This window comes from Mesorhizobium sp. WSM4832 (assembly GCF_055811115.1).
The window spans coordinates 194,487-212,749 of sequence record NZ_JBVVQH010000008.1 but is presented as its reverse complement, the minus strand read 5'-3'; the positions used below and the strand labels follow the sequence as shown (position 1 = coordinate 212,749).

16 protein-coding genes are annotated in these 18,263 nt (G+C 64.6%); 9 read left to right on the top strand and 7 right to left on the bottom strand.

The window, feature by feature from the left end; translation table 11 throughout:
- Window positions 1-56: 56 nt before the first annotated feature.
- The 3 genes from AC0L2L_RS14070 (at window position 57) to AC0L2L_RS14060 (ending at window position 3,875) form a co-directional block, all read left to right on the top strand.
- Entirely contained in the window at window positions 57-1,061 is a 1,005-nt protein-coding gene (locus AC0L2L_RS14070; RefSeq protein ID WP_473579172.1) for an iron ABC transporter substrate-binding protein, read from the top strand.
- A 160-nt stretch (window positions 1,062-1,221) separates the two neighbouring features.
- Window positions 1,222-2,796, top strand: coding sequence for an ABC transporter permease (locus AC0L2L_RS14065; RefSeq protein ID WP_473579171.1), 1,575 nt, complete (start codon window positions 1,222-1,224; stop codon window positions 2,794-2,796).
- A complete protein-coding gene (locus AC0L2L_RS14060; RefSeq protein WP_473579170.1) occupies window positions 2,793-3,875 on the top strand; it encodes an ABC transporter ATP-binding protein in 1,083 nt (360 codons plus the stop codon). The genes AC0L2L_RS14065 and AC0L2L_RS14060 overlap by 4 nt, the downstream gene beginning before the upstream one ends.
- Window positions 3,876-3,890: 15 nt before the next feature.
- Here AC0L2L_RS14060 and AC0L2L_RS14055 read toward each other — a convergent pair whose 3' ends face one another.
- From AC0L2L_RS14055 to AC0L2L_RS14035, 5 genes are all read right to left on the bottom strand, one after another.
- The gene (locus AC0L2L_RS14055) at window positions 3,891-4,688 is read right to left on the bottom strand and encodes a phosphodiesterase (protein WP_473579169.1); all 798 of its coding nucleotides are present in this window, start codon (window positions 4,686-4,688) and stop codon (window positions 3,891-3,893) included.
- A 49-nt stretch (window positions 4,689-4,737) separates the two neighbouring features.
- On the bottom strand, window positions 4,738-5,838 hold the full coding sequence (locus tag AC0L2L_RS14050) for a sn-glycerol-3-phosphate import ATP-binding protein UgpC (RefSeq protein WP_473579168.1): 1,101 nt from the start codon (window positions 5,836-5,838) through the stop codon (window positions 4,738-4,740).
- 11 nt (window positions 5,839-5,849) lie between these two features.
- On the bottom strand, window positions 5,850-6,764 hold the full coding sequence (locus AC0L2L_RS14045; RefSeq protein ID WP_473579167.1) for an ABC transporter permease subunit: 915 nt from the start codon (window positions 6,762-6,764) through the stop codon (window positions 5,850-5,852).
- 8 nt (window positions 6,765-6,772) lie between these two features.
- A complete protein-coding gene (locus AC0L2L_RS14040; protein WP_473579166.1) occupies window positions 6,773-7,657 on the bottom strand; it encodes a carbohydrate ABC transporter permease in 885 nt (294 codons plus the stop codon).
- A 105-nt stretch (window positions 7,658-7,762) separates the two neighbouring features.
- A complete protein-coding gene (locus tag AC0L2L_RS14035; RefSeq protein WP_473579165.1) occupies window positions 7,763-9,115 on the bottom strand; it encodes an extracellular solute-binding protein in 1,353 nt (450 codons plus the stop codon).
- Between the two features lie 252 nt (window positions 9,116-9,367).
- On the opposite strand from AC0L2L_RS14035, the gene AC0L2L_RS14030 reads away from it, so the two are divergent.
- Together AC0L2L_RS14030 and AC0L2L_RS14025 are read left to right on the top strand one after the other, a co-directional pair.
- Window positions 9,368-10,408, top strand: coding sequence for an endonuclease/exonuclease/phosphatase family protein (locus AC0L2L_RS14030; protein ID WP_473579164.1), 1,041 nt, complete (start codon window positions 9,368-9,370; stop codon window positions 10,406-10,408).
- A gap of 193 nt (window positions 10,409-10,601) precedes the next feature.
- Window positions 10,602-13,061 carry a putative bifunctional diguanylate cyclase/phosphodiesterase gene (locus AC0L2L_RS14025; protein WP_473579163.1) on the top strand — a complete coding sequence of 820 codons (2,460 nt, stop codon included), beginning with the start codon at window positions 10,602-10,604 and terminating at the stop codon, window positions 13,059-13,061.
- A gap of 66 nt (window positions 13,062-13,127) precedes the next feature.
- On the opposite strand, the gene tlpA is transcribed toward AC0L2L_RS14025, so the two are convergent.
- Complete coding sequence (tlpA, locus tag AC0L2L_RS14020) at window positions 13,128-13,811, bottom strand: thiol:disulfide interchange protein TlpA (RefSeq protein WP_473579162.1); 684 nt, start codon at window positions 13,809-13,811, stop codon at window positions 13,128-13,130.
- A gap of 33 nt (window positions 13,812-13,844) precedes the next feature.
- On the opposite strand from tlpA, the gene argH reads away from it, so the two are divergent.
- The 3 genes from argH (at window position 13,845) to lysA (ending at window position 16,908) form a co-directional block, all read left to right on the top strand.
- A complete protein-coding gene (gene argH / locus AC0L2L_RS14015; RefSeq protein WP_473579161.1) occupies window positions 13,845-15,245 on the top strand; it encodes an argininosuccinate lyase in 1,401 nt (466 codons plus the stop codon).
- Between the two features lie 128 nt (window positions 15,246-15,373).
- Window positions 15,374-15,580, top strand: coding sequence for a lipoprotein (locus AC0L2L_RS14010; RefSeq protein WP_027167469.1), 207 nt, complete (start codon window positions 15,374-15,376; stop codon window positions 15,578-15,580).
- A gap of 59 nt (window positions 15,581-15,639) precedes the next feature.
- The gene (gene lysA, locus AC0L2L_RS14005; protein ID WP_473579160.1) at window positions 15,640-16,908 is read left to right on the top strand and encodes a diaminopimelate decarboxylase; all 1,269 of its coding nucleotides are present in this window, start codon (window positions 15,640-15,642) and stop codon (window positions 16,906-16,908) included.
- Window positions 16,909-16,929: 21 nt separating this feature from the next.
- Here the strand turns inward: lysA and AC0L2L_RS14000 are convergent, their stop codons facing one another.
- Window positions 16,930-17,232 (bottom strand): ArsR/SmtB family transcription factor, encoded by a 303-nt coding sequence (locus tag AC0L2L_RS14000; protein ID WP_473579159.1) that lies wholly within the window; start codon window positions 17,230-17,232, stop codon window positions 16,930-16,932.
- Between the two features lie 50 nt (window positions 17,233-17,282).
- Between AC0L2L_RS14000 and AC0L2L_RS13995 the strand changes: the two genes are divergently transcribed.
- Complete coding sequence (locus AC0L2L_RS13995) at window positions 17,283-18,224, top strand: threonine/serine dehydratase (protein WP_473579158.1); 942 nt, start codon at window positions 17,283-17,285, stop codon at window positions 18,222-18,224.
- Window positions 18,225-18,263 lie beyond the last annotated feature (39 nt).

Here is an 18,263-nt window from a genome sequence, read left to right as displayed (position 1 = left end):
TATTGGTAGGTGCAGCCGTACCCAAGCCCCTGTCTCCAGATTTGAGGACGATGCCCATGAAGATTGCCCTTTCCACGCTCGCCGGCGCCGCGCTGGCGCTCGGCCTGATCGCCGGACCGGCCGTGGCCGAGGATCAAAGCATCGTCGTCTACAACGCCCAGCATGAAAGCCTCGCCAAGGAATGGGCGAAGGGCTTCACCAAGGAAACCGGCATCAAGGTTACGCTGCGCAATGGCGGCGACAGCGATTTCTCCAACCAGATCGTCGCCGAGGGCGCGGCCTCGCCGGCCGATGTGTTCCTGACCGAGAACTCGCCGGCCATGGCGCTGGTCGAGGCGGCCGGCTTGTTCGCTCCGGTCGATGCCGACACCCTCGCCCAGGTTCCGCAGGACTACCAGCCCTCGAGCGGCAAGTGGGTCGGCGTCGCCGCCCGCAGCACCGTCTTTGCCTACAACAAGGACAAGCTCAAGGAAGACCAGTTGCCCAAGTCGCTGCTCGATCTCGCCGATCCGAGCTGGAAGGGCCGCTGGGCCGCCTCGCCGTCCGGCGCCGACTTCCAGGCCATCGTCAGCGCCCTGCTGCAGCTCAAGGGCGAGGCCGCGACCGCCGGCTGGCTGAAGGCGATGAAGGAGAATTTCACCGCCTACAAGGGCAACTCAACGGTGATGAAGGCGGTCAATGCCGGCGAGATCGATGGCGGCGTGATCTATCACTATTACTATTTCGGCGATCAGGCCAAGACCGGCGAGAACAGCGGGAATGTCGGCCTGCACTATTTCAAGAACCAGGACCCGGGCGCCTTCGTTTCGGTGTCGGGCGGCGGCGTGCTGGCTTCCAGCAAGCATCCGAAGGAAGCCCAGGCGTTCCTGAAGTGGGTGACCGGCAAGGGCGGCCAGGACGTGCTGAAGACCGGCACATCGTATGAATATGCGGTCGGCAAGGGTGCCGAGTCCAACCCGAAGCTGGTGCCGCTGGCCGACCTGCAGGCGCCGAAAGTCGATCCGGCGACGCTGAATTCCAAGAAGGTCATCGACCTGATGACGCAAGCCGGCTTGCTTTAGTTCGCGTTCGTCCTAAAAGGGCAAACGACCGTGCTCCTGCGGGAATTTGCTTCCGTGGGAGCGCTTTTGTTTTGGAGATGGCCTCGTCGATGACGATCATCTGCGTTTGCGGCCGCGCCCGCGGTTCATCACGTCGCTTCCAGGCGGCCTATTGCGACTGATGGCGTCCGCGGTCCACCTCACGCGTTCCGGGCTGCCGGCGGCCGGGATGAAGAAGCGCCGGTCCACGTCGTGGATCACGCTAGCCGCGGCTCTGATCTCCCTGATCGCGCTGCTGCCGCTCGCCTTCATCGTCTGGATCGCGATCCAGACCGGCTGGGATACCGTGGTGGCGCTGATCTTGCGCCCGCGCGTCGGTGAACTGCTGGTCAACACCGCACTCCTCGTCATCGTCACCGTGCCGATCGCCATCGCGCTGTCGGTGGCGCTGGCCTGGCTGACCGAGCGCAGCGACCTGCCCGGCAATCGGCTGTGGTCGTGGCTGTCGGTCGCGCCGCTCGCCATCCCCGCTTTCGTGCACTCCTATGCCTGGATCAGCTTTGTCCCAGGCTTGCACGGGCTCTGGGCCGGCGTACTTGTCTCCGTCATCGCCTATTTCCCGTTCCTCTATCTGCCGATCGCCGCCGCGTTGCGCCGCCTCGACCCGGCGCTGGAGGATGCCGCCGCGGCGCTCGGTCTTGGCCCTTGGCGGGTTTTCTTGCGCGTCGTGCTGCCGCAGTTGAGGCTCGCCATCTGCGGCGGCGCGCTGCTCGTCGGCCTGCATCTGATGGCCGAATACGGCCTCTATGTCTTCATCCGCTTCGACACCTTCACCACCGCGATCGTCGACCAGTTCCAGTCGACCTTCAACGGCCCGGCCGCCAACATGCTGGCCGCCGTGCTTGTGGCCTGCTGCCTTCTCCTGCTCGCCCTCGAGGTGATGATCCGCGGCGAGGAGCGCTATGCCCGCGTCGGTTCCGGCGCCGCGCGCAAGCAGCAACGCGCTCGCCTTGGCCGCGCCACCCTGCCGTGCCTGCTTTTGCCGGCGGGCGTCGCGCTGCTGTCGCTCGGTGTGCCCTTCGTCACCATAGGCCGCTGGCTGCTCGCCGGCGGGGCCGATGTATGGCGTTGGGACGAGATCGGCCTGGCGCTCGGCCAGACGCTGTTCCTCGCCATCGCCGGCGCGGTGCTTGCAACGATTGCCGCCATGCCGATGGCCTGGATTTCGATCCGCGCGCCGGGACGGCTGCAGCGCCTGCTTGAGAGCTGCAATTACATCGTCGGCGCCTTGCCGGGCGTGGTCATCGCGCTGGCGCTGGTGACCATCACCGTACGGGTCGCGCTGCCGCTCTACCAGACACTGTTCACCATCCTGTTCGGTTACGCGCTGATGTTCCTGCCGCGCGCGCTGATAAGCCTGCGCGCCTCGATCGCGCAGGCGCCGGTGGAATTGGAACGCGCCGCTTCCAGCCTCGGCCGGCCGCCGGTCAAGGCGCTGTGGTCGACGACCATCCGCCTGTCGGCGCCGGGTGCGGCGGCCGGCATGGCGATGGTGGCGCTCGGCATCACCAACGAGCTTACCGCCACCCAGATGCTGGCGCCCAACGGCACCCGCACGCTGGCCATGGCCTTCTGGTCCTATAGCGGCGAGATCGACTACGCATCCGCGGCTCCTTACGCGCTGATCATGGTGGCGATGTCCTTGCCGATGACCTGGCTGCTTTACGTCCAGTCGAAGCGGATGGCCGGACGATGAGTTTTCTCGAACTCAGCGGCGTCGCGAAAAGCTACGGCCCGGTGAAGGCGCTCGCCGGCGTCGACCTTACCGTCGAAAGCGGCAGCCGCACCGCGATCGTCGGCCCTTCCGGCTGCGGCAAGACCACCTTGCTCAGGCTGATTGCCGGCTTCGAGGCGCCGGACCGCGGCCGCATCGCTCTCGACGGCAAGGTGCTCGCCAATGGCGGGGCCGCAGTGCCGGCACACCGGCGCGGCATCGGCGTGGTGGCCCAGGATGGCGCCCTGTTCCCGCATCTCAGCATCGCCGACAACATCGGTTTCGGCATGGCGCGCGGCGAAGACAAGCGCATGGAGCGCATCGTCGAGCTCGCCTATATCGTCGGGCTGGACAAGGCGGTCCTGAAACGCCGGCCGCACGAGCTTTCCGGCGGCCAGCAGCAGCGCGTCGCGCTTGCCCGCGCCATGGCGATGAAGCCGAGGCTGATGCTGCTCGACGAGCCCTTCTCGGCCCTCGACACCGGACTTCGCGCTTCCATGCGCAAGGCAGTTGCCGAGCTTCTGGAAGAGGCGGGCATCACCACCATCCTGGTCACGCACGATCAAGCCGAGGCGCTGTCCTTCGCCAGCCAGGTCGCGGTGATGCGCGACGGCTTGTTCTCGCAGGTCGGCACGCCGCGCGAGCTCTACTTCCAACCCAGGGACAGGATGGTCGCTGAGTTCCTCGGCGAAGCCATCATCGTGCCCGCCAGAATCGCGGACGGCTTTGCCGTATCGCGGCTCGGCCGCATCGCCGTCGATACGAAGGAACGGCGCGATGTCGCGCGCATCATGCTCCGGCCCGAGCAGGTTCTGCTCAAGCTGACGTCTCGCGATGGCATGTCGGGCACCCCGGACATGCTGTTCGGCGAAGTGACGGACTGCGAGTTCGCGGGCTCGGTCTGCACCGTCGCCGTGCGGCTGCTCAACAGTCCCGATCCGCCCGATGCGGCTGCGATCGGCAACACGCCGCTCGTCCTGCGCCGGACAGGCATGGACGCGCCGGCGATCGGCGAGATCGTACGCCTCACCGTGACCGGCAAGGCGCATGTCTTTGCTTGATCGCTACAGCGTTTTTTAGCGGACGCGCTGCCCCGTCGCCGGCGACCACAGCGGCCATTGCTCCAGGAAATCGCAACTGTGGATGACGACGCGCTGGCCGTCGATCAGGATGATCGAATAGGCGGGCGGCGCCTGCTCGACCATTTCGTCGCCAACGAGGTCGAGCATGAAGCGGGCATGCAGGCCGCGCTGCACCGAGAACGGAATGCCGGCGACGGTGCCGGCAATGTCGCGATGGACATGGCCGAAGAAGATGTAGCGGACATTGCCGTGGCGGGTCAGCAGATCGATGAGCCGCTGCGGCTGTTCCAGGCCGAGCGGGTCGAGCAGCGTGAGCCCGAGCTCGACCGGCGGATGGTGCAGGAAAATATAGGCCGCCTTGTCCGCTGCCTCGCCAAGCCTGGCATCGAGCCAGTCAAGCCGGCTGTCGCACAACTCGCCGGTGACGCGGCCTTCCGCCAGGCTGTCGAGAAAGACGAGGCGCCCTTCCGGCGTATCGAAGACCGACTGCACGAAGCCGTTGCCGTCGGTCCCGCTTTCCGGGAAAGCGGCGATGAGGTTGGCGCGCCGGTCGTGGTTTCCGGGCAGCAGCCGGTAAGGCACGGCAAGGCGGCTCAGCGCCGCCTTCAGGTCGGCATAGGCTTGCGTCTCGCCGGCATCGGTCAGGTCGCCGGTGAAGATGCAGAGCGTCGCATCGCCATGGCGGACGTTGATGTGGTCGACGCAGCGGTCGAGCCGCTCATGCAGGTCGGCGCCATAGCGGAGTTCACCCCGACGGCCGAGATGGACGTCGGTGACCTGGATGATCTTCATGCCCATGAACCTCAATCAAATTTCGCAAAGTCGCCGCGGGAACGATGCCTTAAAGCGCTGGTTCCGGCACCGAAGCCCTGAACACGTCGAGCCTGCCGCCTGTCTCCACGGAGAAAAAGTGCAGGTCCTGCTCGGCGAACTGCAGGCCGACCGTGCTGCCCGGTTCGGGGTGGACGGTCTCGGACGTCGCGATGGAGAACGGCGCGCCGTCGAGATCGACATAGACGACCCGGCCGGCGCCCAGCTCCTCGATGAGGTCGACAGTCGCCGCGAGCGCCCCGGGCGTGCCCGGCGCCACCATGCGCACCGCCTCCGGCCGAATGCCGACCGCGACTTTCGCGCCCACGGCAAGCCCGGTGCGTGACACGTTGAGCTTGCGGCTGTCGCCGAGCAGCGAAAGCCCGTCGAGCGTGACGGTGCCTTCCAGCATGTTCATCGCCGGCGCGCCGACGAAGGTGGCCACGAAGCGGCTCGCCGGCCGGCTGTAGACTTCCGCCGGCGTGCCCACCTGCTCAACGCGGCCGCCATTCATCACCACCAGCCGGTCGGCCAGTGTCATCGCCTCGACCTGGTCATGCGTGACGAAGACCGAGGTGGCGCTAAGGCGCCGGTGGAGCTTGCGGATCTCTGAGCGCATCTGCACGCGCAGCTTGGCGTCGAGGTTGGAGAGCGGCTCGTCGAAGAGGAACACCTTCGGCTCGCGGATCATCGCGCGGCCCATGGCGACGCGCTGGCGCTGGCCGCCGGACAGCGCCATCGGCTTGCGGTCGAGCAGGTGTTCCAGTTCCAGGACCCGCGCCACCGCCTGGACGCGCTGGGCGCGTTCGGCCGACGGAACGCCGGCCACCTTCAGCGAATAGCCGATGTTCTGCGCCACGCTCATATGCGGGTAGAGCGCGTAGTTCTGGAACACCATGGCACAGCCGCGTTCGCGCGGCTCGAGCTTGTTGACCACCGTGCCGTCAATCGCGATCGTGCCGTCGGAAATCTCTTCCAGCCCGGCAATCATCCTGAGCAGCGTGGACTTGCCGCAGCCCGAAGGCCCGAGGATGACGACGAACTCGCCCGAGGCGAAGTCGAGGTCGACACCGTGCACGACCTGCGTCTTGGCGTAGTTCTTCTTGACGCCGCGAATGGTGATGGAGGCCATTTTTTGTCTCCTTATTTCTCGGTGGCGATCAGGCCGCGCACGAACCAGCGCTGCATCAGCACCACGACGATCAGCGGCGGCAGCATGACGATCAGTGTGCCGGCCATGGCGATATGCCATTCGGGCGCGCCGCCGACATTGGGTATGAGCTGCTTCAACTCGGTCACCGCCATCGCGTGCGATTGGTCGGTGGTGATGAGCAACGGCCACAGATACTGGTTCCAGGCCCACAGGAACATGATGGTGCCGAGCGCCGCCATGTTGTTGCGCGACAGCGGCAAGAGGATATCGACGAAGAAGCGCAGCGCGCCGGCGCCGTCCATGCGCGCGGCCTCGGTCAATTCGTCCGGCACGGTCAGGAAGAACTGGCGGTAAAGGAATGTGCCGGTGGCGGTGGCGACCAGCGGCAGGATCAGGCCGCTATAGGAATTGAGCAGCCCCAGGCTGAGCGACACCTGCACGCCCGACAGCTTTTCGATCAGCCAGGAGAGGCCGGTCAGGTCCATGATCGCCTGATAGGGCTCGAGAACGTTGGCGACCACCGCGTAGGTCGGCACGATGCGCACTTCGAGCGGCAGCATCAGCGTGATGAAGATCAGCCAGAAGATCAGTATGCGGCCGGGATAGCGGAAATAGACGATCGAGAAGGCGGTCAGCGCCGAGATGATCACTTTGCCGGCGGCGACGCCAAACGCCATGATGAAGGAGTTGAGCAGCTTCGGACCGAGATCGGCCGTCGTCCAGGCGGTCTTGATGTTGACCCAGAAATCGCTGCCCGGCAGCAGCGACATCGGCACGTCGTTGACGTCCTTCAGATTGTGCGAGGCGGCGATCGCCACGATGGCGAACGGCGCCACGCAGAACACAAAGCCGACGAACAGGATGAGATGCGTGAGAAAGTTGAGGATCGGTGTGCGCTCGACCATGGCCCGCCTCAACGATAATGCACGCGCCGCTCGATGAAGCGGAACTGGACGATGGTAAGGGCGATGATGAGCAGCATCAGGATGATGCTCTGCGCGGCGGCTCCCGAGTAATCCAGGCCTTTGAAGCCGTCGGAATAGATCTTGTAGACCATCAGATTGGTGGCATTGGCCGGCCCGCCGGCGGTCATGATATCGACGATGCCGAAGGAGTCCTGAAAACTCTCGGTGATGTTGATGACCAGCAGGAAGAAGATCGTCGGCGTGATCAGCGGGAATTGGATGTCCCAGAAACGCCTGATGACGCCGGAGCCGTCCATCGCTGCCGCTTCGATCAGCGAGCGCGGGATGGCCTGGAACGCGGCGAGGAAGAAGATGAAATTGTAGCCGACATATTTCCACGAGAAAGCGACGATGATCGAGGCCATGGCATCGGAGCCGTCGAGGCCGGGATCCCAGACGCCCGGCCAGACCTGGTTGACGACAGCCATGAAGCCGGCTTCCGGCGCCAGGATGAAGCGGAATGCCAGCGCCAGCGCGGGCGCGGCGATGCCATAGGGCCAGATCAGCACCACGCGATACAGCCATGAGCCGGCAAGCTGCCGGTCGGTCAAGGCAGCGAGCACAAGCGCGATGAACATCGCCAGGCCGGTGCTGATGCCGGCGAAGACAAGGCTGGCGCTGATCGAGTTCCAGTAGTCGGTGTTGGACAGGATCGAGCGGAAATTGTCGAGGCCGACCCAGATGTTGCCGCCGCCCCAGGGCTGCTGCAGCGTGAGCGACCAGTAAACCGCCTGGCCGGCCGGCCAGTAGAAAAAGGTGAAGATCAGGATCAGTTGAGGCACCGCGAACAGGATGCCGATCGTCCATCTGCCGAAAGTGACGCGTTTTTCCATCGATCCGCCGATGCCGTTGAACCGTCAGCCCGATTTCCGGGGGTACCCTAGATGTGAAATGGCCGCCCGTCGATTCTCGGCGGGCGGCCGTTCCAGTATCCGGGATCAGGGCAGGGTCTTACCCGGATAGGTCTGTTGGAAGCGCGCGAGGATCGCGTCGCCGTTCTTGACCAGCGCGTCGAGGCCTTCCTGCACGCTGACCTTGTTGGCGAAGATCGCCTGCATCTGCGTGCCGAACTCGGCGCGGATCTGGGTGAAGTTGCCGAGGCGAACGCCGCGGGTGATCTCGGTCGGTTCCGACGCGGTCAGGCTCTCGATCGCCACTTCACGGCCCTTGTAGGGCGCCTTGTCGTAGAAGCCCTGGGATTTCATGAACTCGAAGCCAGACTTGGTCACCGGAATGTAGCCGGTGTTGGTCGACCAGAACAAAGCGGTCTTGGGGTCGTGGATGAAGTTGAGGAACGCGGCCGCGCCCTTGTATTCGGCGTCCGACTTGCCGGAGAGTATCCATAGCGATGCGCCGCCGACCAGCGAATTCTTGCGCTCGGTGCCGGCATAGACCGGCAGCTCGGCAACGTCCCAGCTCATGCCTTCCTTCTGGGTGCGGCCGACCGTGCCGTGGTCGCCGACCGAGGTCAGGATGACCTGGCAGGTGCCTGTGGCGAAAGCCTGAACCATATCCTGGCCGAGGTCCTTCGACTTGATCTTGACCAGGCCGGCGTCATACCACTTCTTCAAGTCGGTGACGTATTGGACGAACTTGGTCTTGTTGACTTCGAGGCGAGCATCGAGCCCGTCATAGCCGTTGTTCTTGGTGGCGATAGGCTGGTTATGCAGCGCCGAGAACTGCTCCATCAGCTGCCAGCTTTCATTGGCCGAGATGTTGATCGCCATCGGACATTCATAGCCGGCGTCCTTCAGCGCCTTGAGGTCGGCGCCGACATCTTCCCAGGTCTTCGGCGCCTCGGTCTTGCCGATCTTGGCGAAGGCGTCCTTGTTCCAGTACATCAGCGGCGTGGATGAGTTGAACGGGAAGGACAGCATCTCGCCCTTCGAGGTCGCGTAATAGCGGGCGATGCCAGGGAAATAGTCGCTGTAGTCGATCTTGTAGCCGTTCTCCTCCATCAGCTTGTCGGCGGGCTTGTAGGCGCCCGACAGCATCATGGTGGCGGTGCCGACGTCATAGACCTGGACAACGGTGGGCTGCTTGCCGGCGCGGAAGGCAGCGATCGTGTTCTGCAGCGTGGCGTCGTAATTGCCCTGGCTGGTGCAGACGACCTCGTAGTCCTTCTGGGAATCGTTGAAGTTCTTGCACAGCGTATCGACGACGCGGGCGAGATCGCCCGAAAGACCGAACCAGAAATCGAATTTAACCGGCTCTGCAAAAGCAGGAACCGCAAGCGCGGTGCTGAGCGCGCCGGCGGCAAGGGCAGCAAAGCCCCGCTTGATGATCGTCATGGTTTTTCCCTCTTGAGTGGTAGTGTGACAAGGGTTTTGCGCAAGTCCTTGCCCGCTCTCATAGAGAAGGTATGTGACAGTTCTGTTGTGGCCCCTGGACCGGTAAGCAGCCCCTGTGGACAGCCAGTCTCTCCTCCCCCTGCAGCGGTCCGCTGGCATGAAAACGTCACACCGGCGCTCTAGGAAGCTAGGGCGCTCCGACGCGGCGAAAAGATCTTCCGTGATTAACCGGCTAACCGGATGAGAAGAGACATGCTGGTCCCGCAGCTCACGCACGTGCCTGTCGCAGTACGCAACGCGATGCGGGACGGCCCGCGCGACAGCGCCACCCATCTGCGCCACGCGGCCGCCATTCCCGCTCTCGGCGAGATCGAGATCGGCGGCCAGGCGTCGCGCCAAAGCGCCGGCGAGAGCTTGACCGTCATGGCCTGGAACGTCGAGCGGCTCCGTCATGTCGATGCCATCGCCGAAACGATCGCCGGCCAGGCGCCGGACGTCGTCTTGCTGTCCGAGGTCGACAAGGGCATGGCGCGCTCCGGCAACGGCCATCTGTTGAGTCGGCTTGCCGATCGTCTAAGCCACTCCTTCGCCTACGGCGTCGAATTCCTGGAGCTCGGCACCGGCAACGAAACGGAGCAGGCGGCAAATGGCGGCGCCGAGAACATCGAGGGCTTCCATGGCAATGCCGTAACCAGCGCCGTTCCGCTGCTGCGGCCTTTTCTTGTTCGCCTCGATGCGGCCGGCGCGTGGTTCCTGCCGGAGCACGGCCAGCCGCGCATCGGCGGCCGCATGGCGCTCGGCGGCCAGGTGATGGTCGGCGACCGCAGGGTGACCGTCGTTTCGGCGCATCTCGAGAACCGCACCACGCCCGCCGGCCGTGCCGACCAGACACGCCACCTGCTCGACGCCATCGACAGATATGACGCGGACACGCCGGTCCTGATCGGCGGCGACTTCAACACGCTGACCGCCACCTATCCGGAACGCAATGACGACCCTGCGGCGTGGCTAAAGCGCATTGCCGCGGAGCCGGACCGGCTGATGCGCCCCGACCGTCACGAGCCCCTCTTCGCGATCATGGCTGAACGCGGTTACGACTGGCGCGACGCCAACGCGTTCGACAAGCCGACGCAGCGGCGGGCAGCCGGCGACGCCGCGCCCGCAGGCCATATCGACTGGTTCTTCACGCGCGGCCTTGCGGCAAGCGCGCCGGCGACGCTGCCGGCGGTCTTGCCTGACGGCAGCCCGAGTGCCGACCACGAGGCGCTGTTGGTTACGGTGCGGGTGAAGTGACGGCCTCCCGGATCGACACAATTCCAATCGACCCGGGCCAATCGATCCAACCAAATCGATCCGGCACATGACTTCCTGGCAATACAACCTGGAAAGCACGCAACGGTTGCGGGCGGCATAATCGATTCTTCAGTCGTCAGGCCCTAATCAATCCCTTTGCCTTGATTGATGCGGGTAGATCAGGTGAAGCAAGATGCTGACCGTCTATAATTGTATCGTGAATGAACACGATCTGAGACTGGTCGCACTGGCCGCGCTCATTTGCGGAATCTCATGTTTTTCCGCCGTCAACCTGCTTCGTCATGTCAACCAATCGACCAGTCGAAACCGTCACGCGTGGCTGCTGATTGCTGCGGCATCGACCGGTTTCGGCATCTGGGCGACGCACTTCATCGCCATGATCGCCTTCACGCCGGGAATACCCAACGCCTACAACGCCGAGCTTTCGGTGGCTTCGCTGGCGATGTCGGTCATTCTGACCGCGGCCGGCATGTGGATCGCGACTGTGCGCGGCGGCATCGACCACTACCTCGTTGGCGGCGCCGTGCTCGGCATCGGCATCGCGGCGATGCATTATACCGGCATGGCGGCCTTCGAGGTCGAAGGCCGGATCGTCTGGAACCAGCTGCTGGTCGCCGCCTCGCTGGCCTCGGGCGTAATTCTTGCCGCGCTTTCCCTGCTTGTCGTGCTTCGCCGGCCGTCGACTCTGGCGACGGTCGCCGGCGCTATCCTGTTGACGCTGGCGATCTGCACGCTGCATTTCATCGCCATGGCCGCCGTCTCGATCTATCCGGATTCCTCGATCGAGGTCTCGAAATTCACGATCGCGCCGATGTCGCAGGCCTTCGCCGCAGCAGCGGCGAGCCTGGTCATCCTGGTGCTGGCGGCCGCGGCGCTGTGGATCGATCTGCGCTTTCGCCGTCACCGGATCGAAGCGGAACGCATGCACGGCCTCGCCAATGCCGCCGTCGAAGGCCTCATCGTCTGCGACGGCAACCGCATCGTCAGCGCCAATGACAGCATCGCGGCCCTGAGCGGCATCGCCGCCGCTGTGCTGAACACCATGACGCTGGGCGACCTGTTCGGAGAGCGGATTGCTTCGGCCGTCGCCGTCGGCAACGGACAGGCGCAGGAAGCCGGCCTCCGCGGCCAGGGCGACGACAGCCCGATTCCGGTGGAGCTGATCGCCAGAAGCATCGACTATTGCGGCAAGCCGCATCTGGTCGTCGCCGTCCGCGACATCCGCGAGCGCAGGACGGCCGAGCAGGAGATCATGCGCCTCGCGCATTACGACCCGCTCACCGGGCTTGCCAACCGCCGCAGCTTCACCGGCCGGTTGGAAGCCGAGATCGCCGCGGCCGCTCCAGGCGGCAAAGATGCCGGCAAGGGCGGCCAGCTGGCGCTCATGCTTCTCGATCTCGACCGCTTCAAGGAAGTGAACGACATCTACGGCCACGCCGCCGGCGATGCCGTGTTGCAGAAGGTGGCGCACTGCGCCTCCGGCCTGCTGCGTCACGGCCAGATGCTGGCCCGGCTCGGCGGCGACGAATTCGCCATCATCGCTCCCAACCTTCCCGATCCGCAGGCGGCAGGCCGCATCGCCGAAGCATTGCTTTCGGCGCTCCGCCAGGAAAACCGGCTATCGCCCGGCGGCATGGTATCGGCCAGCATCGGTATCGCGCTTTGCCCGCTCGATGCCGACGAGCCGGCTGCGCTGGTCAGCCATGCCGACACCGCGCTCTATCGCGCCAAGGCCGAAGGCAAGGACAGCTTCCGCTATTTCGAGGCCTCGATGGGCGCCGAGGCGCGCGACCGGCGCATCATGGAGCAGGACCTGCGCCAGGCGGTGGCGCGCGGCGAGTTCCGGCTCGTCTACCAGCCGCAGAAGGAAATCAGCAGCGGCAGGATGGTCGGCTTCGAGGCCTTGATCCGCTGGCAGCATCCGCAACGCGGCGACATCCCGCCTTCGGTATTCATCCCGGTGGCCGAGGACAGCGGCTCGATCGCCCAGATCGGCGAATGGGTGCTGGCGACGGCCTGCAAGGAGGCCGCGAGCTGGAAGAACCCGCTGACCGTCGCCGTCAACGTCTCGGCTGTGCAGCTCCACAGTCCCGATTTCAGCCGCAAGGTGCATGAGGTGCTGCTTCGTTCGGGCCTGGCGGCCGGCAGGCTCGAGCTCGAGATCACCGAGACGGCGCTGGTCAAGGACATGCCGCGGGCGCTGGCCACCTTGCGCCAGATCAAGGCGCTAGGCGTGCGCGTGGCGATGGACGATTTCGGCACCGGCTATTCGTCCTTGTCCAACCTGCGCGCCTTCCCTTTCGACAAGATCAAGATCGACGGGTCCTTCATCAAATCGGTCGACCGCAACGATCAGGTCGCGACCATCGTGCGCGCCGTGCTCGGCCTTGGGCGCGGCCTCGGCCTGCCGGTCCTGGCCGAAGGCGTCGAAACGCTGGACGAGCTTCGCTTTCTCGATGCCGAGGATTGCGACATCGGCCAGGGATATTTTCTGGGCAGGCCTGGCCCGATCGAGGCGTTCGGCGAGCTGACGGGGGTTCCGGAAGCCAGTGACGGCATCAAGGCCGGCGGCGTCAGGGGCGGCGGCAGCATCCTGATGCTCGAGCCCGCCGCGGCCGCGCGCTCGGTCTAAGCGATTCCAGGAAAAGTGCGTAGCGGTTTTCCGTCCGGAATTGCGTCAATACAAAAGACTACACGATCAGGGTTCGAGCGCCGCTTCCACCAGCCGCTTGGCGTCGGGGCTCGACCATTCGGCCGGGCCGTTCATATGCGCGATCAGGCAGCCATCCGCGTCGATCAGCATGGTGACCGGGAGTCCAAGCGCCAGCCCGCGGGTCTTGGCCTCGTTGAACAGGGCGATCGTCGGATCCCGGTAGTAGCCGAGCGTCTCGACGCCGATGTCCTTGAGGAACTTCTTCGGCTTCGTATCGTCGCCGGTGTCCACATTGACCGCCACGACCTCGAAGGCATTGCTGCCCTTCTCCTTCTGCAGCGCATCGAGCGCCGGCATCTCGGCGCGGCACGGCGCGCACCATGTTGCCCAGAGATTGAGCAGCACCGTCTTGCCGGCATGATCGGCAAGCGTCATCGGCTTGCCGTCGGGGCCGTTGAAGGCCAGGCTTCTCAACGATTGCGGCGGATCCGCCGGTTGCAGCGCCGCGACCTGGCCGACGGCTTTCGCGGCGACCTGCTTGGCGCGTGCGGCCTTGGCCGCGCAGGCGGCGTCATCCTTACTGGCGACCGCGGCGACCTTCTCCGGAGCATTGTTGCCAGAACCGCTCTCGCTGACATATACCGCGACCGCGCCGGCCAGCACGCCCGCCACCAGGGCGGCGAGGATGAGGCGCGTAGCCGGGAACAAAAATCTACTGCCGTCTGCCATTTTCAAAACTGCTCCGGAGCACGGGTTATAGCGATGAGCGACAAGAAGGCCAGCAACCAGATGTGGGGCGGACGTTTTGCCTCGGGTCCGGCCGCGATCATGGAAGCGATCAACGCGTCGATCGGCTTCGACCGCAAACTCTATGCGCAGGACATAAGCGGATCGATCGCCCATAGCGAGATGTTGGCTGAAACGGGCATTATTTCAGCAGCCGATCAAGAAAAAATCGCTCACGGGCTGAACACGATTCTGAAAGAGATCGAGGCCGGCAAGTTCGAATTCTCGACCAAGCTGGAAGACATCCACATGAACGTCGAGGCCCGCCTTGCCGACCTGATCGGCCCGGTGGCGGGACGCCTGCATACCGCTCGCTCGCGCAACGACCAGGTGGCGGTCGACCTGAGGCTCTGGGTCAAGCAAGAATGCCAGCGCATCGCCCGGGCATTGAAGGACCTGATCGCCGCGTTCCTCGAACGCGCCGAGGAGCACGCGGCGACCGTCATGCCCGGCTTCACCCATATGCAGGCCGCGCAGCCGGTGACCTTCGGCCACCATTGCATGGCCTATGTCGAGATGTTCGGCCGCGACCTTTCGCGTGTCCACGACGCCATCGAGCGCATGGATGAAAGCCCGCTGGGAGCGGCGGCCCTTGCCGGCACCAGCTTCGGCATCGACCGTCACATGACGGCGAAGGCGCTCGGTTTCCGCGAGCCGACGCGCAATTCCCTCGACAGCGTTTCGGACCGCGACTTTGCGATCGAATTCCTCAGCCTTGCCGCGATCTGCGCGACGCACCTGTCCAGGCTCGCCGAGGAGATCATCATCTGGTCGACGCCGCAATTCGGCTTCATCCGCCTGTCGGATTCATTCTCCACCGGATCCTCGATCATGCCGCAGAAGAAAAACCCGGACGCCGCCGAGCTGGTGCGCGGCAAGACCGGCCGCGTATACGGCCATCTCGTCGGGCTTCTGACCGTGATGAAGGGCATGCCGTTGACCTATGGCAAGGACATGCAGGAGGACAAGGAAGCGGTCTTCGACGCCGCCGAGACGCTTGACCTGATGCTGGCCGCAACCGCTGGAATGGTGCGCGACATGACCGTCAACGCCGCCGCCATGAAGAAGGCGGCCGGCGCCGGTCATGCGACTGCGACCGACCTTGCCGACTGGCTGGTGCGCAATCTCGGCCTGCCCTTCCGCGAAGCCCATCATGTCACCGGCCGCGCCGTGGCGCTCGCCGAGGAGAAGAAGGTCGGGCTGGAGAAGCTCTCGCTGGAGGATCTGCATTCGATCCATCCCGGCATCACCGATGATATCTTCGCGGTGCTTGCCGTGCAGAATTCAGTGAAGAGCCGCACAAGCTTCGGCGGCACCGCGCCGTCGGAAGTGCGAAAGCAGATCCGCTACTGGAAAAAGCGGCTCGCCAAGGCTTAATGCATGTCGCCCAGAAGTGTGCGGCGGTTCTGGGAAAACGACATGCATCAACACAATTGCCGGGATGCAATGCGCTGAAAACTCGGCTAAAAGCGCAGCACAAGAAACAGTTTCGAACGGATGGATCGATGACCCGTGGCAGGATTTTGGTGACGCTCGCGCTGTTGGCGGCGGTTGTCACTGTCACGGCCTGCGGCAGGAAGACCGGGCTCGACACGCCCTATGAGGCGGCGGAGCAGGCGCGCAAGGATGCCGAACGCGCCAAGCAGCCGGTGCCGCCCGAGCCGGAGAAACCGGTCAAGGACAGGAAGTTCATCCTCGACCCCTTGCTCTAATTTAAAGCCGACGAGATCACTCGATCTCATCGTGCTCTAACTTTCCGGAACCGATCCTCGTGAACCATTTCGATTACCGCGACGGTGTGCTCCATGCCGAGGACGTCGCTATCCCCGATATCGCAGCCGAGGTCGGCACGCCGTTCTACTGCTATTCGACGGCGACGCTGACCAGGCATTTCCGCGTCTTCAAGGAGGCTTTCTCCGGCCTCGACGCGCTGGTCTGCTACGCCATGAAGGCGAACTCCAACCAGGCCGTTCTGAGGACGCTGGCCAAGCAGGGAGCCGGCGCCGACGTCGTCTCGGAAGGCGAGTTGCGCCGCGCCCTGGCCGCCGGCATCCCGGCCGACAGGATCCTGTTTTCCGGCGTCGGCAAGACCGCGCGCGAGATGGATTTCGCCCTTTCCGCCGGCATTCTCTGCTTCAACGTCGAATCCGAGCCGGAGCTGGAATTGCTATCGGCGCGCGCCGTGGCGCTCTCCAAGATGGCGTCCATCTCGCTGCGCATCAATCCGGATGTCGATGCCAGAACGCATAAGAAGATCTCGACCGGCAAGGCCGAGAACAAGTTCGGCATTCCATGGCAGCGGGCACGGCAGGTCTATGCCCGTGCCGCGCAACTGCCAGGCATCAGGGTGACGGGCATCGACACCCATATCGGCAGCCAGATCACCGAATTGCAGCCGTTCGACGATGCCTTCGCGCTGCTCGTCGAACTGGTCGGAGCGCTGCGCGCCGACGGACATTCAATCGAACATATCGATCTCGGCGGCGGCCTCGGCATTCCTTACCGCGTCGACAACAATCCGCCGCCGCTGCCCGACGCCTATGCCGAGATCGTCAGGAAGCACGTCACGAAGCTTGGTCTCAAGGTGATGTTCGAGCCCGGCCGCCTGATCGTCGGCAATGCCGGCATCCTGGTGTCGCAGGTCATCTATGTGAAGGAAGGCGACGCCAAGAACTTCCTCGTCGTCGACGCCGCCATGAACGACCTGATCCGGCCGACGCTCTATGACGCCTTTCACGATATCAGGCCGGTGGTGCAGCAGCCGGCCTCCACGCCGCGCATGAAGGTCGACGTCGTAGGCCCGGTCTGCGAGACGGGCGACTTCATCGGCCTCGACCGCGACTTGCCGAGGCTGAAGGCCGGCGACCTGATCGCCGTTTCCACCGCCGGCGCCTATGGCGCGGTGCAGGCCGGAACCTACAACACCAGGCTTTTGGTGCCGGAGGTTCTGGTCGACGGCGACCGCTTCCATGTCGTGCGGCCGCGTCAGACCTATGAGGAACTGCTGGGGTTGGATTCGATCCCGGACTGGCTGAAATAGCCTTCTCCGCTCGATGCGGCCCTATATCTTCTCTTGGATCAGCGCCTTGGCTTCGGCGATCCGCCCTTCGTCGCGGCGATAGAAGATCCATTGCTTGGTGCGCTTGGCGCTGAGCAGGCCAGCCTGGGTCAGCACCCGCATATGCTCGCTGAGCGTCGCCTGGGTGATGCCGAGCTTTTCGGCGATCAGCAGCGCGCAGACACCGTCCTCGACCAGGTCGCCATCGGCCTGGCGCGGAAAATGCGCGCGCGGATCCTTGAGCCAATCGAGGATCTGCAGCCTGCGCTCATTGGCGATCGCCTTGAAGATGTCGACCTCTTGCATTTAGCCATTTTGCTAAGTTACTAATTGAAGTCAATCCCGAGGAGCAGGCCATGCTGAACACCAGAACGATCACGCGCGAGCGCATCGCGGCTGTCGAACCGCGCATCCGGCCGTATGTGCGCCACACACCGGTCATGCGCGTCGACATGGCGGACTTTGGCCGTTCCGCCTTCGCGGTCGATCTCAAGCTCGAATGCCTGCAGCATTCCGGCTCCTTCAAGGCGCGCGGCGCCTTCACCAACCTGCTCGAACGCCAGGTGCCCGAGGCCGGCGTGGTCGCTGCGTCCGGCGGCAATCACGGCGCCGCCGTCGCTTACGCCGCCATGAAGCTCGGGCACAAAGCCACCATCTTCGTGCCCGAGGTCAGCCCGCCGGCGAAGCTCGCGCGCATTCGCGGCTACGGCGCGGAGCTGGTGGTCGGCGGCGCACGCTACGCCGAAGCGCTGGCCGCCAGCGAAGTCTTTGCGGCCAGGACCGGCGCCCTGCAGGTCCATGCTTTCAACCAGGAAGAAACGCTGCTCGGCCAGGGCACGCTCGGCCTCGAAATCGAGGCGGACTTGCCCGAAATCGACACGCTTCTGGTCGCCGTCGGCGGCGGCGGCCTGATCGGCGGCATCGCCGCCTGGTTCTCGGGGCGCATCCGCATCATCGCCATCGAGCCGGAAGGCGCTCCTACGCTTTACCGCGCTTTGGAGGCCGGTCGGCCGGTCGATGCCCCCGCCGAAGGCATTGCTGCCGATTCGCTGGCGCCCAAGCGTGTCGGCGAGATGATGTTCCCGATCGCCGAGGCCTTCGTCGAGCGCTCGATCCTGGTCAGCGACGACGACATCGTCGCAGCGCAGAAGGCGCTGTGGGATCGCGTGCGAATCATCGCCGAGCCGGGTGGCGCCGCGGCCTTCGCCGCCATGCTTTCCGGACGCTATGTGCCCTCGGACGGCGAGCGCGTGGCGGTCCTCGTCTGCGGTTCCAACACGAATCCCGCCAATTTCTGACCATAACCCGGCCAAACCACTTCACGTTTTTGGAACCCG

Coding starts and splice junctions, on each gene's coding strand:
- AC0L2L_RS14000 (WP_473579159.1), bottom strand. CDS start 17,232: ATGCAAGAGGTCGACATCTTCAAGGCGATCGCCAATGAGCGCAGGCTG.
- AC0L2L_RS14030 (WP_473579164.1), top strand. CDS start 9,368: ATGCTGGTCCCGCAGCTCACGCACGTGCCTGTCGCAGTACGCAACGCG.
- tlpA (WP_473579162.1), bottom strand. CDS start 13,811: ATGGCAGACGGCAGTAGATTTTTGTTCCCGGCTACGCGCCTCATCCTC.
- AC0L2L_RS14040 (WP_473579166.1), bottom strand. CDS start 7,657: ATGGAAAAACGCGTCACTTTCGGCAGATGGACGATCGGCATCCTGTTC.
- AC0L2L_RS14070 (WP_473579172.1), top strand. CDS start 57: ATGAAGATTGCCCTTTCCACGCTCGCCGGCGCCGCGCTGGCGCTCGGC.
- argH (WP_473579161.1), top strand. CDS start 13,845: ATGAGCGACAAGAAGGCCAGCAACCAGATGTGGGGCGGACGTTTTGCC.
- AC0L2L_RS14010 (WP_027167469.1), top strand. CDS start 15,374: ATGACCCGTGGCAGGATTTTGGTGACGCTCGCGCTGTTGGCGGCGGTT.
- AC0L2L_RS14025 (WP_473579163.1), top strand. CDS start 10,602: ATGCTGACCGTCTATAATTGTATCGTGAATGAACACGATCTGAGACTG.
- AC0L2L_RS14055 (WP_473579169.1), bottom strand. CDS start 4,688: ATGAAGATCATCCAGGTCACCGACGTCCATCTCGGCCGTCGGGGTGAA.
- AC0L2L_RS14045 (WP_473579167.1), bottom strand. CDS start 6,764: ATGGTCGAGCGCACACCGATCCTCAACTTTCTCACGCATCTCATCCTG.
- AC0L2L_RS14065 (WP_473579171.1), top strand. CDS start 1,222: ATGGCGTCCGCGGTCCACCTCACGCGTTCCGGGCTGCCGGCGGCCGGG.
- AC0L2L_RS14035 (WP_473579165.1), bottom strand. CDS start 9,115: ATGACGATCATCAAGCGGGGCTTTGCTGCCCTTGCCGCCGGCGCGCTC.
- AC0L2L_RS13995 (WP_473579158.1), top strand. CDS start 17,283: ATGCTGAACACCAGAACGATCACGCGCGAGCGCATCGCGGCTGTCGAA.
- AC0L2L_RS14060 (WP_473579170.1), top strand. CDS start 2,793: ATGAGTTTTCTCGAACTCAGCGGCGTCGCGAAAAGCTACGGCCCGGTG.
- AC0L2L_RS14050 (WP_473579168.1), bottom strand. CDS start 5,838: ATGGCCTCCATCACCATTCGCGGCGTCAAGAAGAACTACGCCAAGACG.